We start from the raw sequence: 16,500 nt of genomic DNA, 5'->3' as shown, positions 1-16,500 counted from the left end.
GGAGAGCGATGAGTGCGACCCACTCCGTTGAGGCAGGAGAGCAGTCCACGCCGTCATCGGGAGGCACTCCGACGGCACGGCAGCCGGTGAGCACGGGGCCGTTGCTGCGTCCCCATGCCCCGAGTTTCGCGGTCGTCGTGGTCCTACAGGTCATCGGTGCCGTCGCGGGGCTGGCGCCGCTGTTCGCGGTGATCGAGGTGGGGCGCGCCCTGCTGTCGCCCGGCCCGATCGATTCTAACCGCGTATGGACCGCCGTGATCCTCGGCGCGATCGGTTTGTTCGTCCGACTGGTGTTCACCGGCGCGTCGTCCGGGCTCGGTCACATTCTCGACGGCAAGGTGCAGCTTTCGCTGCGCCGGGAGCTGGCCCGCAGCCTCGGGCAGGCGCCGATCGGCTGGCTTTCCCGTCGGCGCAGTGGCGAGCTGGCCAAGGTGGTCGGTGACGACGTCGCGGCCGTGCACCCCTTCATCGCCCACGCTCCCGGCGAGCTGGTCTCCGCCTTCGTGGTGCCGCTCGTGTCCCTTGTCTACCTGCTGACCATCGACTGGCGGCTCACCCTGATCACCCTGATCCCGGTGGTGCTGGCCATCGCGCACGTCCCGCTGCTGATGACTCCGGCGCGTAACCGCGCGCAGGAGGACTTCGACGCGGCGATGGGCCGCATCGCCACCTCCGTCGTGGAGTTCGTGCAGGGCATCGCGGTGGTCAAGGCGTTCGGCGGCTCCGAACGCGCCCACCGCAAGTTCCTCACCGCCGCGGACGACTTCGTCGACATCTTCACCCGGTGGGTGCGGGGTGTCTCCGCGGTCGCCGCCGGCATGCAGCTGGCGCTGTCGCCGCCCTTCGTCCTGCTGGTGGTGTTGATCGGCGGCACGGTCCGGATCACCTCCGGCGACATGGCCCCGGTGGACCTGCTGCCCTTCCTGCTGCTCGGGTTGGGTCTGACCGCTCCGGTCGCGGCGCTCGGCCACGGTTTCGACGACATGCAGGCGGCCGGCCGCGCGGTGAGCCGCATCCGTGAGGTTCTCGGCGTGGGCACGCTGCCGCAGTCCGCCCGGCCGGCCTCTCCGCAGGACAACCGGGTGGAGCTGAGCGACGTCCGGTTCAGCTACGACGACGACGGCCCCGAGGTGCTGCGCGGGATCGACCTGGTGTTGGAGCCGGGCACGCTCACCGCGGTGGTCGGGCCCTCCGGCAGCGGAAAATCCACGTTGGTGCAACTGCTGCCCCGGTTCTTCGACCCGACCGACGGTGCGGTGCGCCTCGGCGGTGTCGACCTGCGCGACGTCGACACCAGGGAGCTCTACCGTCGGGTTTCCTTCGTCCTCCAGGACGTCCGGCTGCTGCGCGCGTCGGTCGCGGACAACATCGCGCTGGCGGTTCCGCACGCGACACCCGAGGAGGTGACGCGTGCCGCCCAGCTGGCGCACATCCACGACCGCATCCTCGCGCTGCCTCGCGGCTACGACACCGTGATCGGTGAGGAGGTCAAGCTCTCCGGCGGTGAGGCGCAACGCATCGCCATCGCGCGTGCGCTGGCCGCCGACACGCCCGTCCTGGTGCTGGACGAGGCGACCGCCTTCGCCGATCCACAGACCGATCAGGCGGTCCGGCAGACGCTGGCGACGCTGCGCGACCGGACGGTCCTGGTCATCGCTCACCGCCTGGAGACCGTCGCCGACGCCGACCTCGTCGTGATGCTCGACGAGGGCAGGGTCGTCGAGCAGGGCAGGCCGAACGACCTGCTCGCCCAGGACGGAAGGTTCGCCGCGTTCTGGCGGACCCAGCAGTCGGCTGTCGCCGACGACAGTGAAGCCCGCGGTCAGGTACTGCAAGGAGACCTTTCCCGATGATCAGAATGTTGTTGCGGGTGCTCGGCGACGAGTACGCCAGGCCGATGCGCCGCACGGTCGCTCTGATGACGGTGACCGCCGTGCTGGAGGGTCTGCTCTACGCGCTGCTGGTGCCCGTGCTGCGGGCACTGTTCGGGAGCACCCCGTCGGACGCCTGGCCGTGGTTGATCGCGTTCGCGGTCGGCGTCGCGGTCTACGCGGTCCTGCGTTACACCAGCGACCTGTCCGGCATGCGTGTCGGGACCACCATGCTGCGGGGCATGTACCACGGCCTCGGCGAACACCTGGCCCGGCTGCCCATCGGCTGGTACAACGCCGCTCGGGTGGGTGAGGTGTCCGTGATGGCCAGCCGTGGTCTGCTCGCGGCGATGGGCGTGTCGGCGCACCTGCTCGGGCCGTTCATCTCGGCCTGCGTGACGCCGCTGACGATCGTGGCCGTGATAACGGTGTTCAACTGGCAGCTCGGCTTGGCGGCCCTGGTGGCGGCGCCGCTGGTGGTGCTCACCCAGATGTGGACCGCGCGGTTGATGGCCGTCAACGACGCTGACAACGCCGCTCGCAACAACGAGGCGAGCGCCCGAGTCATCGAATACCTGCAGGCCCAGCCGGTGCTGCGGGCCGGTGGCCGCAGTGGCGAGCGGTTCAGCCTGCTCGACGACGCGCTTCAGGGCGTGGAACAGGCCTCCCGCCGGCAGACGATGTCGGTGCTGCCCGGCGCGGTGGGCCTGACGCTCATCGTGCAGGCCGTCTTCACCGCAGTGCTGGTCCTGGGGACCTACCTCGCGCTCGGTGGCGACATCGGGGCCGCGGAGGTGCTGGCCATTCTGGTGCTCGCTGCCCGCAGCGCGGACCCGCTGCTGTCCCTGTCGGACATCGGCGGCAAGCTGCGCACCGCCCGCGCGGAACTCGACCGGCTCGACAGGGTGCTGCGTACCGAGCCGCTTCCCGAGGCGGCCCAGCCGGTTCGGCCGGAGCGGTTCGACCTGGAGTTCGACGGGGTCACCTTCCGGCACGGTGACCGTGCGGTGTTCGACGGTGTGTCGCTGTCGGTGCCGCAGGGGCAGCGGCTGGCCGTGGTCGGTCCGTCCGGCTCGGGCAAGAGCACCCTGCTGCAGTTGATCGCCCGGTTCTACGACGTGGACGCGGGAGCGGTGCGGGTGGGCGATGTCGACGTACGACAGATCGACCCAGCCGTGTTGATGTCACAGATCGCCATCGTCTTCCAGGACGTCTACCTGTTCGACGGCACGATCGAGGAGAACGTCCGGCTCGGGCGTCCTGACGCCAGCGAGGCCGAGGTGCGGGCGGCGGCAACCGCCGCGCGGCTGGACGAGGTTGTCGAGCGGCTGCCCGGCGGATGGTCCGCGAACGTCGGCGAAGGTGGGGCATCGCTCTCCGGCGGTGAGCGCCAGCGGGTCTCGATCGCGCGGGCACTGCTCAAGGATGCGCCGATCGTGCTGCTCGACGAGGTGACCTCGGCACTCGATCCGGTGAACGAGGCGGCCGTCCACGATGGCATCGAGCGCCTGATGGCGGGTCGTACGGTGGTCATGGTCGCGCACCGGATGCGGACCGTCCAGCGCGCCGACCGGGTCGTCTTCATCGATGACGGCAAGTTCGTCGAGCAGGGCAGCCACGACGAGTTGTTGCGTCGCGGCGGCCGTTACGCCGACTTCTGGAGTCTCTCCATGGTGCCCGGCGTGAGCGAGTGAGCTGCCACGATGCCGGCCGATGAGCTGCTCCCCGGGGCGTTTCGCAGGCTTGCGCCCCGGCCCTACGCCCGCGCCCGCGTGGTGCTGTTTCCGCACGGTGGGGGCAGCGCGAGCTACTACCGACCGTGGACCACGTCGGCGCCCTGGGACATCGAGTTCCTCGCGGTCCAGTACCCGGGTCGTGAGGACCGGTTCGCCGAGCCGACCCCGACGGGGATGCGGGACCTGGTCGACGCGGTGGCGGCGGACCTGCCGCTGGCGGGGGCGCCCACGCCGACGGTGCTGTTCGGGCACAGCATGGGTGCGGTCGTCGCCTACGAGGTCGCCCGCCGCCTGACCGCGGCGGGCGATCCGCCCGTGGCGCTGGTGGTGTCCGGGCATCCCGCGCCGCACCTGGCCCGACCCGGCGAGGTGCACCTCGGCAGCGACGACGAGTTGATCGAGGAGCTGCGTCGCACCGAGGCCACCCACCTGGACATCCTCGACAATCCGGTGCTCATCCAGGCGTTTCTGCCGGTCATCCGATCCGACTATCGGTTGAGCGAAACGTATCGGCCGCTGCCCGGCGTCCGGCTGCGGGCACCGATCACCGTGCTCTACGGCGACCGGGATCCGGAGGTCACCGCCGGCGAGGCGGCGGGCTGGCGAGACGTCACCGATGGCGCGTGTGAGTCCCGCGTCTTCACCGGCGGCCACTTCTACCTGGATGAGCACCGCGACGCGGTGGTCGAGCTCCTCACGGCACGCGCTCGCGCGATGTCCGCCACCTCGGCGGTGCCGTGGCCGTCCACCCCTTGACCCGGACCGACGAGCATCGCGCAAAATCGAGTGGAATGAGGAAGAGATGTGTGGTATTGCCGGGTGGGTGTCGTTCGACGCTGATTTGGTACGCCAGGGGGCGACGCTCGACGCGATGACCGAAACCATGGCCTGCCGGGGCCCGGATGACCGCGGGGTGTTCGTGCGTAGGCACGCCGCGCTGGGGCACCGGCGTCTCGCCGTCATCGACCTGCCGGGCGGTGTGCAGCCGATGACCCAGAGCACGCCGGCCGGTGAGGTGGCCCTGGTGTACTCCGGGGAGGTCTACAACTTCCGGGAACTGCGCGAACGGCTCAGGGCGCTCGGGCACACATTCCGGACCGAGAGCGACACCGAGGTGGTGCTCCGGGGATACCTCCAGTGGGCGGAGAGCGTCGTGGACCACCTGGAGGGCATGTATGCCTTCGCGGTCTGGGACGAGCGCGACCAGAAGTTGGTACTCGTCCGCGACCGCATGGGGATCAAGCCGCTCTTCTACTACCCGACGCCGGACGGGGTCCTCTTCGGTTCCGAGCCCAAGGCGATCCTGGCGAACCCGCTGGCACCGAAGGTGGTGGACACCGACGGGCTGCGTGAGCTGTTCGCCCAGACGAAGGCACCCGGCTGGGCGCTGTGGAAGGGCATGCACGAGGTGCTGCCCGGCGAGTTGGTCACGGTGGACCGCGCCGGGATCAGGCAGCGCGTGTACTGGCGCCTGCGGGCGGTCGAGCACACCGACAGCCTCGACGAGACCGTGGCCCGGGTGCGGGACCTGCTCACCGACGTGATCGACCACCAGCTGATCTCCGATGTGCCGCAGTGTGTCCTGCTCTCCGGCGGGCTGGACTCCAGTGCGATCACCTCCATCGCCGCGCAGCGGCTCGGCATGCGGGGCGAGCAGGTACGCAGCTTCTCGGTGGACTTCGTCGGCCAGGAGGACAACTTCGTACCCGACGAGATGCGCGACACCCCGGATGCGCCGTTCGTACGCGACGTGGTGGCTCACGTCGGGTCGGCGCACCGGGACGTGGTGCTCGACCCCGCCGACCTGTCCGACCCGGCGGTGCGTCGCGCGGCGGTGGCCGCCCGTGACATCCCGAACGGCTTCGGTGATCTCGACCTGTCGCTGTACCTCCTGTTCAAGGCGATTCGGCAACACTCCACTGTGGCGCTGTCGGGTGAGGCGGCTGACGAGGTGTTCGCCGGATACCCATGGTTCCATCACGAGGCGGCGCTGAACGCGGGCACGTTCCCCTGGATGACGGTCATTCCGCCGTTGACCCTGCCGGGTCGTACCGACCACATCGAGCCGGGTCTGCGTGAGCGGCTCGACGTCGGCACCTACACGGCGGACCAGTACGCGTCGGCGCTCGCCGAGGTGGAGCACCTGGACGGGGAATCCGCGGCGGAACGACGCATGCGGATCGCCTGTCACCTGCACCTGACCCGGTTCGTGCGGTCCCTGCTCGACCGCAAGGACCGGCTGTCGATGGCGGTGGGGCTCGAGGTGCGGGTGCCGTTCTGCGACCACCGCCTCGTCGAGTACGTCTACAACACGCCATGGTCGATGAAGGTGTCCGACGGGCGGGAGAAGAGCCTGCTGCGTCAGGCCGCCGCCCACGTACTGCCCCGATCGGTGGTGGAGCGGGTCAAGAGCCCGTACCCGTCCACTCAGAACCCGACGTACGCGCAGATCCTCCAGCAGCAGGTGAAAGAGCTGGTGGCCGACCGGGAAGCGAAGGTGTTCGCGCTGATCGACCGGAACTGGGCCCAGCAGGCTGTGGCACAGGATCCCACGCGGATGCCGGTGGCGATGCGGGGCGGTCTGGAGCGAGTCCTCGACCTGCACACCTGGTTGGATCTGCACTCGCCTCAGCTGCGGCTCTAGGTCTTCTGGAGCTGGCGCGGTGCCGCTGGCGTACCCCGGCCAGCCGCTGGCGTACCCCGGCCACAGGTGTGGCCGGGGTACGTGCATGTGGCTCGCTCAGGTCCGCATGATGGGGTGCCAACTCACGCTCAACTCGGTTGGCGGACCGTAGGGCGGGATGCACAACGAGATGAACAGCTCCAGTTGGCTCGGATCGACGCTACCCTGCCGTTCAGGTCGCTTCGTGGTCGCCACGGGGGCGGTGTGCGACGCGGTGTAGTGCGGCGTTGCTGACCGGCGGGAGGGCAGCAGTCCGTCGACGATCGCGGCCAGTGCCTGTCGGTGGCTCTCCCGGGCGTTGAGTTCGGCCCAGCGGTTGGCGATCGCGGCCACCCGCGGGTGGGTGGCGGTCGTGAGCTGGGCGACGACCTGGTCCTGGTGTGCGATGCCGGCCCGAACGCGGCGGCGGGCACTGGTCACCCGGATGATCAGGTTCCCCACGATGTAGTACCAGATCGTCCGGTAGACGTGGTGCGCCTCGTCGGGGGAGTGGCCATAGTCGATCGCCGCGTCCAGCATCTCCTCCACGATCCACAGGGCCGAGGGACCGATCAGGTTGTCGCTGGTCAGCACCTCGACGATCCAGGGACGTTCGGCGAGCAGGTCGTACAGCAGGACCGAAGCGGCGATGAGCCGCTCCCGGGGCTCGGCGGGGAGGTCGGGCCGGGCGATGGTGCGAACCTGTGACTCCATCACCCGCACCAGCAGTTCGTCCTTGTCGCGTATGTGGTGGTAGAGCGCCATCGGGGCGCTGCCCAGTTCGTTTGCCAGGCGTCGCATCGACAGTTTCTCGAGGCCTTCGTCCTGCAGGATCCGAGTGGCCGCGTCGATGATCGCTTCCACGGACAGGCGCGGGGGTCGGCCGACGCCCCGCCGGCGTGGTACGTCTGTGGGCATCTTCCATCCTTCGGATGCGGCACGCTCCACGTTGCAGGGGCGGCCGCCGGGTCGCGGGGCCGGGCCCGGGCCGGACTTCCGGGGCCGGTGGGACGACCGTGTGCGGGCACGCGAGTCCGGCGACGGTGTGTTGCCCGGCCAGGGTCGACGCACGACAGGTGTTCCGTCGCGCGTCGACCCTGGCCGGCACCGAGTGAGCCGCTCATGACGTACCGGCCGCCGACGCAGTGCCGCGTGTCTCACTGACGGAGGATCCGCCGAAGGCGGTGGCCGGACCCTCGTCGCGGCGTGTCGGCCGACATCGCGATGTGCGGTTGCTGCTCGTCACCGACCGCTGGTCAGACGGCCTTCTCTGGTACGTCGATCAGATCGCGGTCGTCCTGCGCGGCCTGTGTCGCCGGGCCGACCTTGGGTAGCACGACGAGCGCGATGATGGCGGCGACGACCCAGAGCCCGGCACCGAGCGTCAGGGCGAAGGCGTACCCGTCGCTGAGTGCGCTGGGCGTGCCCTCCTTGCCGGAGTACTCGAAGGCGGCGGTGCTGAGCGCGGCGAGCCCGAGCGCGGCACCGATCTGCCTTGAACTGTTCAACAGGCTGGATGCCGTGCCGGTCTCGTGCTGCGCGACGCCGTGGGTGGCGGTGGAGACCATCGGCCCGAGACAGAGCCCGAAGCCGACGCTGGCGATCACCGACGGGACGAGGACGTCGGCGAGGAACGAACCGTCCGCGCTGATCAGGCCGAACCCGGCGAATCCGACCGCGCTCACCAACGCTCCGGTGATCATGAGCGTCCGGGCGGGGACCTTGTAGCCCAGCTTGATGGCGATGACGGAGCCGACGACCACGCCGATCGCCAGCGGCAGGAACTTCAACCCGGTCTCCGCCGGACTGGTGCCGAGCACCCGCTGGAGGTAGAGCGAGACGAAGTAGAAGGCCGAGGCCATGGTGGCGCCGAAGATGAGGTTGTAGGTGTTGGCCCCCGCGACCGAGCGGTTGGCCAGCAGACCCACCCGGACCAGGGGGTCGCGGGTGGTGGTCCGCTCGACGTAGACGAACGCGACGAGCAGCACGATCGCCGCCCCCAGGGTGCTGAGGGTGACCATCGAGGTCCACGCGTGCCGGTCGGTGCGGACGATACCGAGCACCAGGAGCGTCATGCCGCCGGTGGCCAGGAGGGCACCCAGTACGTCCGGGCGGCCATCGGGCCTGACCGGCACGTCCCTGGCGATGCCACGCCAGGTCAGCACCGCGGCCACGGCGGCCATCGGGGCGCTGACCCACATCACCCACTCCCAGCCGGCGTACTCGGTGAGCACACCGCCGATCAGGACGCCGAGCGCACCGCCTGCGGCGTTCATCGCGGCCCACACGCCGAACGCCTTGACTCGGGGCTTGCCGCTGGGGAAGGTCGCGGTCAGCAGCGCCAGCGCGGCGGGAGCCAGCATGGCGGCGCCGACGCCCTGCGCGACGCGGGCGGCCACCAGGTAACCGGGTGCGTCGGCGAAGCCGCCCGCGAGGGAGGCGAGACCGAAGACGACAAGCCCGATGAGCAGGATCCGCTTGTGGCCGTACCGGTCGGCGATCTTGCCGCCGAGCAGGAGGAGGCCGCCGAAGGCCAGGGCGTACGCGTGGATCACCCAGGTCAGGCCCAGTTCGCTGAAGCCGAGGCTCTCGGCGATCTCCGGAAGGCCGAGGTTCACGACCGACAGATCCAGCGAAACCATGAACTGCACGACTGCTACTGCGGCGAGGGTGAGCCCTGGTCTGCCACCCCGGTCGATTGTTGATTGTTCGTTGAGTAATGCCTTGTTGGTCACCGCAAACCCGGTCCTCTGTCGTTGTGACTGGTGACGCCCGACTTTTCGAACGCGTTCTGAAATTAACACCGGTGCTGAGCCGCTGTCCAGCGAGTCACCTCGAAGCAACCCGGTTGGCGGAGGGGGCATGATGGGGCGGTGCCCCAAGCCAATGCGCCGCGACTCAAAGCAGGCAGACCACCGACGACGTCCCGTGCCCAGATCCTGGCCGCCGCACGTGGTCTCATCGATCGAAACGGGTGGGAGAGGCTGACCATCCGCAAGCTGGCCGCCGAGATCGGCGTGGGGGCGACGACCCTGTACCACCACGTACAGGACAAGGAAGACCTGCTGTTCCTGCTGATCAACGAGTACGGGGAGCAGGTCTCCCACTCCGGGTTGCCCGAGGATCCGCAGGAACGCGTCATCGCCGCTGCCGCCACGATCCACGACGCGCTCGCGGCGTGGCCGTGGGCCGCCGAGGTCCTCACCACCGACGGGTTCATCGCCCGGCTCGGCGCCTCACCCCTGGGGCTGGTCGAGGCGATCGTGGCCGGCGCCATCGACTACGGCTGCACCCCCGACCACGCGGTCTACGTCTTCCGCAGCATCTGGTACTACACGGTCGGGGAGATTCTCGTCCGCTCACACACCGCCCGCCGGGGCGGCGACGAGGCGGCGACCCACCGTGGCGCGTTCTTCGGCAACATCGACGCCGAGAAACTGCCGCACCTCGCGGCGCTCGGTGACCGTTGGGCGGTGCTGGCCCCGCGGGACACCTATGTCGACGGCCTCCGCGCCTTCGTCGACGGGCTGCTCGGTCAGGGCGTGCAGGCCAAGCCGTAGCTGCGCCGGGCCGGGTCTGGCGGCGAGCGCAGAACGGTGCGGCCATCGGCAGGTGCTCCAGGGAGACACGTTCGCGTGCCTCCCTGGAGCGCCGATGGTGTCAGGCGACCGTGCAGGTCGCGCCGTTGAGGGTGAATGAGGTGGGCTTGGCGGTGTTGCCGGTGTGGGTGGCTTGGAAGCCGATGGTCAGTGATCCGTTGGTGGGGATGCTGGCGTTGTAGGAGAGGTTTCTGGCGGTGACCTGTCCGGAGGAGGGGGAGTAGGAGGCGTTCCAGCCGCCGGTGATGGTCTGGCCGCTTGGCAGGGTGAACACCAGTGACCAGTTGTTGATCGTGCTGGTGCCGGTGTTGGTGATGGTGATGTTCTCGGTGAGGCCGTTGTTCCAGGCGTTGATGTCGACGCTCACCCGGCAGGCGCCGGAGTTCGGCGGCGGCGTGGTCGGGTTCGGCGGCGGGGTCGTCGGGTTCGGCGGCGGCGTGGTCGGGTTCGGCGGCGGCGTGGTCGGGTTCGGCGGCGGAGTCGTCGGGTTCGGGTTGGTCAGGCCGAAGAACTGGATGGCGGACGCGGCCATGCCGCTGGAGGGCAGGCTGTGCCCGGCGCCCTGGATGCTGTACGCCTCGACCTGAACCGTGCCGCTGGTGTCGGCGAACCTGCGGCGGTTCCAGTTGGACTGCGGCGTGTCCGTGGAGGTGGGCGTCTGGCTGAGCCCGAACACGTTGGTCCACTGCTCGACGGCTTCCTGCAACAGTGAGAACGGCACGAGCGTGTCGTTGGTGCCGTGCCACAGCTGTACCCGAGGACGCGGGCCGGAGTAGCCGGGGTAGGCCTGGCGCACCGCGTCACCCCACTGCTGCGGGGTCCGGTTCATGTTGCCGCCGGTGCACTGGCTGTTGCCGGGTGCGTAGTCCGCCGCGTTGGCGAAGCAGTTGTACGGCACCCCCATGAACGCGGCACCGGCCTTGAAGACGTCCGGGTAGAGGGCCAGCATGTGGTTGGTCATCATGCCGCCGGACGAACTGCCCGTCGCGTAGACCCGGTCGGGGTCGGCGTTGTACTGCTGTTGCGCGTATCGGACCATCGACATGATCGAGACCGGGTCGCTGCCGCCACCGCGGCGCTTGGCGGCGTCCGACCAGACATCGAAGCAGTTGCCGAAACCGGCCTGCTGGGTCGCGGACGGATAGATCACGATGTAGCCGTGGCGATCGGCCAGGCTGGCGAACTCGCTTCCGGAGTAGAAGCCGGGGCCTGAGCCGCCGCAGCCGTGCATGGCCACCACCGTCGCCGGCCTGGCCGGGCGGTTGTCCGGCACGTAGATGTGCATGCGCATCCGGCCGGGGTTGTCGCCGAAGCTGGTCACCTCGGTCAGCGAGGCCGCGTACGCGGGACTGAACCCGGGAAGCACCAGACCGGCTGCGACCAGTGACATGGCCAAGCCGAGCATCAATTTCCTCTTGATTTTCACGGACGACTCCTTCGAACACCTCTGTGCAGGCTGGGATCGGTCGGTGTGTTGTGCTCGCGGGTTCGCCCAACTCCCCGCGCGGTGAACACGGCTTGTCCAGCACGTCTGGCTTGCCCTGCCCGGCTCCGTGTGGCGTCGTGTAGCAGATATTGTTCTCCTAGGCCCAGGAAGTGTCAATCGACGCACCTCGATCAACTCCGACCTTCGTCCGGCCTGGCCGAGGAACCGGCGCATCGGCGTCCATCTACAGTCGATATCCCGTCCCCGAGTCGAGTCCGGAGCGCCCGTGACTAGCCCGTTCCATATCGAGGAGATCTATTCCGACGACGGGAGCGACTCGCTCCGGATGCCGCGGCGACAGGTGGGCAACTCGCCCCAGGGTTTCGCCATGACGCTGATGGCCGACTACACGCTGCGGACCCGCGCCGCGCTTCCCTCCGCCGCCATCGTCGCGCTGCTCACCGAGTCCGGAGTCACGACCGCGGGTGCCCGTACCGCGATCAGCCGGCTGGCCCGGCGTGGTGTGCTGGAAGGCAGCCGGCATGGACGCCGTAGCTCCTACCGGCTCAGCCGCGCCGCCGCAGCCAACCTCTCCACCGGCGGCAACTGGATCCTGACCTCCGCCACCGCGGCGGCACCGTGGGACGGCTGCTGGACGATGGTGGCCTTCTCGCTGCCCCAGGATCACAGCGCGCAGCGCCGGGCCCTGCGCAGCCAACTCCGCTGGCTCGGCTACGCGCCGCTGTACGACGGCCTGTGGATCTCGCCGTACGAACTGACGCCGCCGGCGCGGGCGCACCTCGAACAGCTGACTCTCGGCACCGTCACGGTTTTCCGTGGCCGTCAGCACCCGCTGGCTTCGACCAGCGACCGGGCCCCCATCGAGGCCTGGGACATCGACGCCATCACCCGGCACTACGAGGAGTTCCTGGAGAGCTGGACGCCACTGCTGCCCATGGTCAGGTCCGGTCAGGTCGACGGTGCCGCCGCGGTCCGAGCGCGTACCGAGGTGATGGACACCTTCCGTCGCTTTCCCACCCTCGACCCGCAACTGCCGGTGGAACTGCTGCCGGCCGGCTGGCTCCGGCAGCCGGCCCGGGAACTGTTCGCGGCCGTGTACGACGGTCTCGCGCAACCCGCCGAGCAGCACGTCCGAGCGGTCGTCAGGCGGTTCGCCGACAGCACGCCGCTGGACATCCGCGCCCACACCACCACCGACCTGATCGCCGGCGTTCGCGGTGACGGCAGCGTGGACCCGGCGGAGACCGTGCCACCCGCCGAGTGGACTAGTCCGGAGGGCTCGGATGATCAGCGCGAGCCCCGCCGGACGCCGATCGACAGCCGGGCCGGGTAGGCGAGCTGATGCCGCTCGCGACGTTCCGCCACCTCGACGCGGAACTCCTGGCTGTGGCTGTGGCTGTGGCTGGTGGCGGGTCGGCCACGGTGGCAGGATCCCTGCATGCAGTTCGCAGAGGTTATCCGTCGCCGTCGAATGGTGCGGCACTACGCCGACCGGCCGCTCAGCCCGGAGGTCATCGAGACGATCCTGGCCAGCGCGCTACGGGCGCCGTCGGCCGGCTTCTCCCAGGGCTGGGCCTTCCTCGCCCTCACCGAACCGGCCGACCGCGCCAGGTTCTGGCCGTTCGTGCCGACCCGCGTGGCGCAGACGCCCACGATGCAGAACGCTCCGCTCGTGGTCGTACCACTCGCGCACAAGGCGGCCTACCTCGCCCGGTACGCCGAGGCCGACAAGGGCTGGACCGATCGGTCAGAGGCCCGTTGGCCGGCACCCTACTGGTATGTCGATACCGGCATGGCGGCGCTGATGATGCTGCTCACAGCCGTTGACGAGGGCCTGGACGCCTGCTTCTTCGGCATCATGCCGGCAACCGGTGAGGACTTTCGACCCGAGGTCGACGTGCCCGCCCACACGGCGGCCTTCAAGGCCGAGTTCGGTATCCCCGACGAGTACGCACCCATCGGCGGGATCTGTGTCGGTTACCGAGCCGACGACCTGGCACCGCAGAACCCCGCCGTCGCCGCGCGCCGCCGTGACGTCGGTGCGGTCGTCCACCGTGGCCAGTGGGGCACCACCTGACGCGACCCGCACGAGGCGGCCTCTCGGGCGTCGGCCCGATCCGCCGAGGTGCCGCGGATCGAGGTCGACATCGTGTGGCCCGGTGACCGCCGGTCGCGACGCCGACGATGCCGACAACGATCAGGCCAATAGTTGATGGCCACCGATGGCTGTCGCTGTGACACTCCCCGTGGGGAGGCGAGATGACGGCCAGCCGAGAGGTGGGATTCGGGCACGACCCGGTGCTGGTGGGCCGGGCAGCGGAGCTGGAGTCGCTGGACAGAGCGGTGGCCACCGTGCTCGCCGGACGTTCCGTCGTGGTGGAGGTGTGCGGCGAGGCGGGCCTCGGCAAGACGCGGATTCTCCGCGAGTTGGCACGGCGGGCCGCCGACGTCGGACTGCTGGTCCGCCTCGGCCGGGCCACTCAGTACGAGCAGGGGGTGCCCTTCGGGCTCTACGCCGAGATGGTGGAGCCGGCTGGCAGCGGGCCGGGCGAGGCGGGGCAGCCCGCGATGCCGACGGCGGTGCGGCGGATGCTCATCCAGGCGACAGAACCCGGTGTCGCGCTGCTGTTCGACGACGTGCACTGGGCCGACTCGGCGTCGCTGGAGCTGACCGAGCATCTGATCGGCAAACCGCCGCCGGTGCCGCTGCTGCTCGCGGTGGCATTCCGCCCGGCCTGCCCGCCGGCAAGGCTGGTCAACGCCATCGCGCGGCTCGGCGCGGCGGCCACCCTCATCGACCTCCCGCCGCTGGACGAGGCCAGTCTCGACGTGCTGTTGGCCGGCGTGCCACGACGCCGCCGAGAGCTGGTGATGCGGGCCAGTCTCGGCAACCCGTTGTACATCCAGGCGCTGTCCCGGCTGGGCGACGACGAACTGGACGGCTTGGCGGCGCTGACCCGGCGGCGCGATCCGGCCGACGTCGACTGCCTCGCCGGATCGCGACGGTCGGTGCTGGCCGGACTCGCCGCGGAGATCACCGCCCAGCGGCTTCCGGTGCAGCGGGTGGCGCACATCGCCGCGGTGGTGGGCGACCACAGCACCATCGACCTCGTCGGGCACGTCGCCAACCTGCCGATGCCCGCGGTCACCGCGGCGGTCGACCAGCTCGGACGGCTCGGGCTGCTCGATGCGGACGGCGGTCGGTTGCGCTACCGGCATCCGCTGATGCGGGCCTCGGCGTACGCGTTGACCGGCGCGGCCTGGCGGTTCGAAGCGCACACCCGCACCGCCGACTACCTGCGTGGCCGGCGGGCGTCCCGGCAGTTGGTGGCACACCACACGGAACGGTCCGCTCGCCACGGCGACGAGACCGCCGTGGCGACCCTGGTCGACGCGGGCGTCGCGTTCGCGCACGAGGCCCCCGCTCAGGCGGCGCGTTGGCTCGGTACCGCGCTGCGCATCATGCCGGACACCGGGCAGCGCGACGACCGGCGTGCCGAGGTGTCGATGTGGTACGCCCGTGCCCTCGGCCGCAGCGGCGAGTTGGTCCGCAGCCGCGAGGTGCTCCAGCGGTTGCGCCGCACCGGCGGTCCGGTCCAGACACGGGCTGAGACGTTCAGTGTGGCGGTGGCCCGGCAACTCGGCGACTTCGCCGAAGCGGCCGCGACGCTCGGTGCGCAACTCGGCCGTGGCGGGCTCGATCCGGCCGAGGAGGCGAAGCTGCATGTCGAACTGGCGGCGGTGGACGCGTTCCGGGAGGAGCCGACCTCAGCGGTGCAACACGCGCAGCGGGCACTGGAGCTGTTGGACGACCGCCGTTCGGTGCTCGTGGCTGCGGCGCGGACGTTGCGAGCGCTCGCCACCCTGTACCTCGGCAGCGCCGGGTCCGCGCGCGACCAGCTTGCTGCCGCCGTCGCCGCCGTGGACGCCACCAGCGACGCGGACCTGCGCCCGTACGTCGAGATCGTCTCACCGTTGGCATTGGCGGAGATCCAGTTGGGCAACTTCGCCGACGCCGATCGACATCTCGTCCGGGCGAGACGGATCCTGGACGGTCTCGGACCGAGCAGCGCCTCGCCGTACCTGCTCGTGATGGAGTCTCTGGTGCACACCCGCGTCGGTCGGCTGACCCGGGCGGTGCTGGCCGCCGAGGAGGCGCGGACGGCCGCCGACCGGGTGGGCAGCACGGAGATGGGTGCGATGGCGGCCGCCGTCCGCCTGCGCCCGGTGCTGTGGACCGCCGGCCCGGTCGCGGCCCTCGCTACCGCCGGCCCGGCCACCTCCCTCGCTACCGGTGGCCCGAGCAGCGACGGAGCAGAACCGGCGGTCGGACCACCACGGTCCCGGGCATGGTGGCGGATCAACCGGGTGGAGCTGGCCCTGGTCAGGGCGGTCGCGGGGGACTGGGACCGTGGTGCCGACCTGCTCACCGAGCCGTCGACACCGCCCTCGGCACATCCACCGATGCTGGTGGCGCGCGATGTGGTCGCGGCCATCGTCGCCGTGGGCCGGGGTGACCGGGCCACCGCCACGGAGGCCGGTGCGCGGGCGGAGCGACGGGCCACGGCGGCCGGCCTGCCGTACGAGGTGGGGCTGGCCCGGTTCGCCCGGGCGTTCACCGCGTACCGGATGGAGGGTCCGGACCGGGCGACACGTCTGGCGGAGAGTGCGGCGGCCAGCTTCGCGACGGCCGGTACGCCGATGGAGGAGGCGCTGTCCCGTCACCTTGCCGGTGCCGCGTACCTCGTCGCTGGTCGGCATGGCCCGGGCGCTGCCGCCTTCGACCGGGCCGAGACCGGTTACCGGGCCTGTGGTGCCGGGTGGGCCGTATCCGTGCTCGCCGGCAACCGTGCCGCCGGCCCGGCCGGCTCCGAGCGACCGGCCGGCACTGCTGTGCTCACCGCCCGGGAACGGGAGATCGCCGGCCTGGCCACCACCGGCCTCAGCAACAAGGAGATCGCCGCGCGGCTCTATCTCAGCCCACGGACCGTCGAGTCGCACCTGAACCGGGTCTTCGCCAAGCTTCAGGTGCACTCCCGCACCGCGATGGCCCGTCGGCTCACCGAGGATGCCCGGGATCACCGACCACCTGCGTAACCGCTTGCGTAGTTTCACGGATCCGCTCAGCCGACCCTTCTTGCCACTCTGCCGGTACCCGATTCGGCAGGACGTGAGGGGTGATGAT

The 16,500-nt window shown here is 70.2% G+C and carries 11 protein-coding genes; 8 read left to right on the top strand and 3 right to left on the bottom strand.

Annotation, left to right across the window (positions count from 1 at the left end; translation table 11 throughout):
- Positions 1 to 86: 86 nt before the first annotated feature.
- Genes Vlu01_RS25220 through asnB form a run of 4 tightly spaced genes read left to right on the top strand, consistent with a single transcriptional unit; the run spans position 87 to position 6,251 of the window.
- Complete coding sequence (locus Vlu01_RS25220) at positions 87 to 1,853, top strand: ABC transporter ATP-binding protein (protein ID WP_204004081.1); 1,767 nt, start codon at positions 87 to 89, stop codon at positions 1,851 to 1,853.
- The gene (locus Vlu01_RS25215; protein ID WP_204004079.1) at positions 1,850 to 3,565 is read left to right on the top strand and encodes an ABC transporter ATP-binding protein; all 1,716 of its coding nucleotides are present in this window, start codon (positions 1,850 to 1,852) and stop codon (positions 3,563 to 3,565) included. Before Vlu01_RS25220 ends, Vlu01_RS25215 begins: the two co-directional genes overlap by 4 nt.
- Before the next feature lie 9 nt (positions 3,566 to 3,574).
- Entirely contained in the window at positions 3,575 to 4,363 is a 789-nt protein-coding gene (locus tag Vlu01_RS25210; protein ID WP_204004077.1) for a thioesterase II family protein, read from the top strand.
- Positions 4,364 to 4,409: 46 nt separating this feature from the next.
- Positions 4,410 to 6,251, top strand: a complete 1,842-nt coding sequence (gene asnB, locus Vlu01_RS25205; protein ID WP_204004075.1) for an asparagine synthase (glutamine-hydrolyzing) — start codon at positions 4,410 to 4,412, stop codon at positions 6,249 to 6,251.
- Positions 6,252 to 6,347: 96 nt separating this feature from the next.
- Here the strand turns inward: asnB and Vlu01_RS25200 are convergent, their stop codons facing one another.
- Both Vlu01_RS25200 and Vlu01_RS25195 read right to left on the bottom strand, forming a co-directional pair.
- Positions 6,348 to 7,187, bottom strand: a complete 840-nt coding sequence (locus Vlu01_RS25200) for a TetR/AcrR family transcriptional regulator (RefSeq protein ID WP_204004073.1) — start codon at positions 7,185 to 7,187, stop codon at positions 6,348 to 6,350.
- A 338-nt stretch (positions 7,188 to 7,525) separates the two neighbouring features.
- Positions 7,526 to 9,004: an MFS transporter gene (locus tag Vlu01_RS25195; RefSeq protein WP_204004070.1), complete on the bottom strand. Its 1,479-nt coding sequence runs from the start codon at positions 9,002 to 9,004 to the stop codon at positions 7,526 to 7,528.
- Between the two features lie 138 nt (positions 9,005 to 9,142).
- Between Vlu01_RS25195 and Vlu01_RS25190 the strand changes: the two genes are divergently transcribed.
- Positions 9,143 to 9,829 carry a TetR/AcrR family transcriptional regulator gene (locus tag Vlu01_RS25190; RefSeq protein ID WP_204004067.1) on the top strand — a complete coding sequence of 229 codons (687 nt, stop codon included), beginning with the start codon at positions 9,143 to 9,145 and terminating at the stop codon, positions 9,827 to 9,829.
- Positions 9,830 to 9,929: 100 nt separating this feature from the next.
- On the opposite strand, the gene Vlu01_RS25185 is transcribed toward Vlu01_RS25190, so the two are convergent.
- Entirely contained in the window at positions 9,930 to 11,294 is a 1,365-nt protein-coding gene (locus Vlu01_RS25185; protein WP_204004064.1) for an extracellular catalytic domain type 1 short-chain-length polyhydroxyalkanoate depolymerase, read from the bottom strand.
- A 286-nt stretch (positions 11,295 to 11,580) separates the two neighbouring features.
- Between Vlu01_RS25185 and Vlu01_RS25180 the strand changes: the two genes are divergently transcribed.
- From Vlu01_RS25180 to Vlu01_RS25170, 3 genes are all read left to right on the top strand, one after another.
- Positions 11,581 to 12,648, top strand: coding sequence for a PaaX family transcriptional regulator (locus Vlu01_RS25180; RefSeq protein WP_204004062.1), 1,068 nt, complete (start codon positions 11,581 to 11,583; stop codon positions 12,646 to 12,648).
- Between the two features lie 105 nt (positions 12,649 to 12,753).
- A complete protein-coding gene (locus Vlu01_RS25175; protein ID WP_204004060.1) occupies positions 12,754 to 13,392 on the top strand; it encodes a nitroreductase family protein in 639 nt (212 codons plus the stop codon).
- A gap of 182 nt (positions 13,393 to 13,574) precedes the next feature.
- A complete protein-coding gene (locus tag Vlu01_RS25170) occupies positions 13,575 to 16,412 on the top strand; it encodes a helix-turn-helix transcriptional regulator (RefSeq protein ID WP_204004058.1) in 2,838 nt (945 codons plus the stop codon).
- The last annotated feature ends 88 nt before the right edge of the window (positions 16,413 to 16,500 follow it).

The organism is Micromonospora lutea (assembly GCF_016863535.1).
Lineage (GTDB): Bacteria > Actinomycetota > Actinomycetes > Mycobacteriales > Micromonosporaceae > Micromonospora > Micromonospora lutea.
This window is presented reverse-complemented; position numbering and strand designations above follow the sequence as displayed.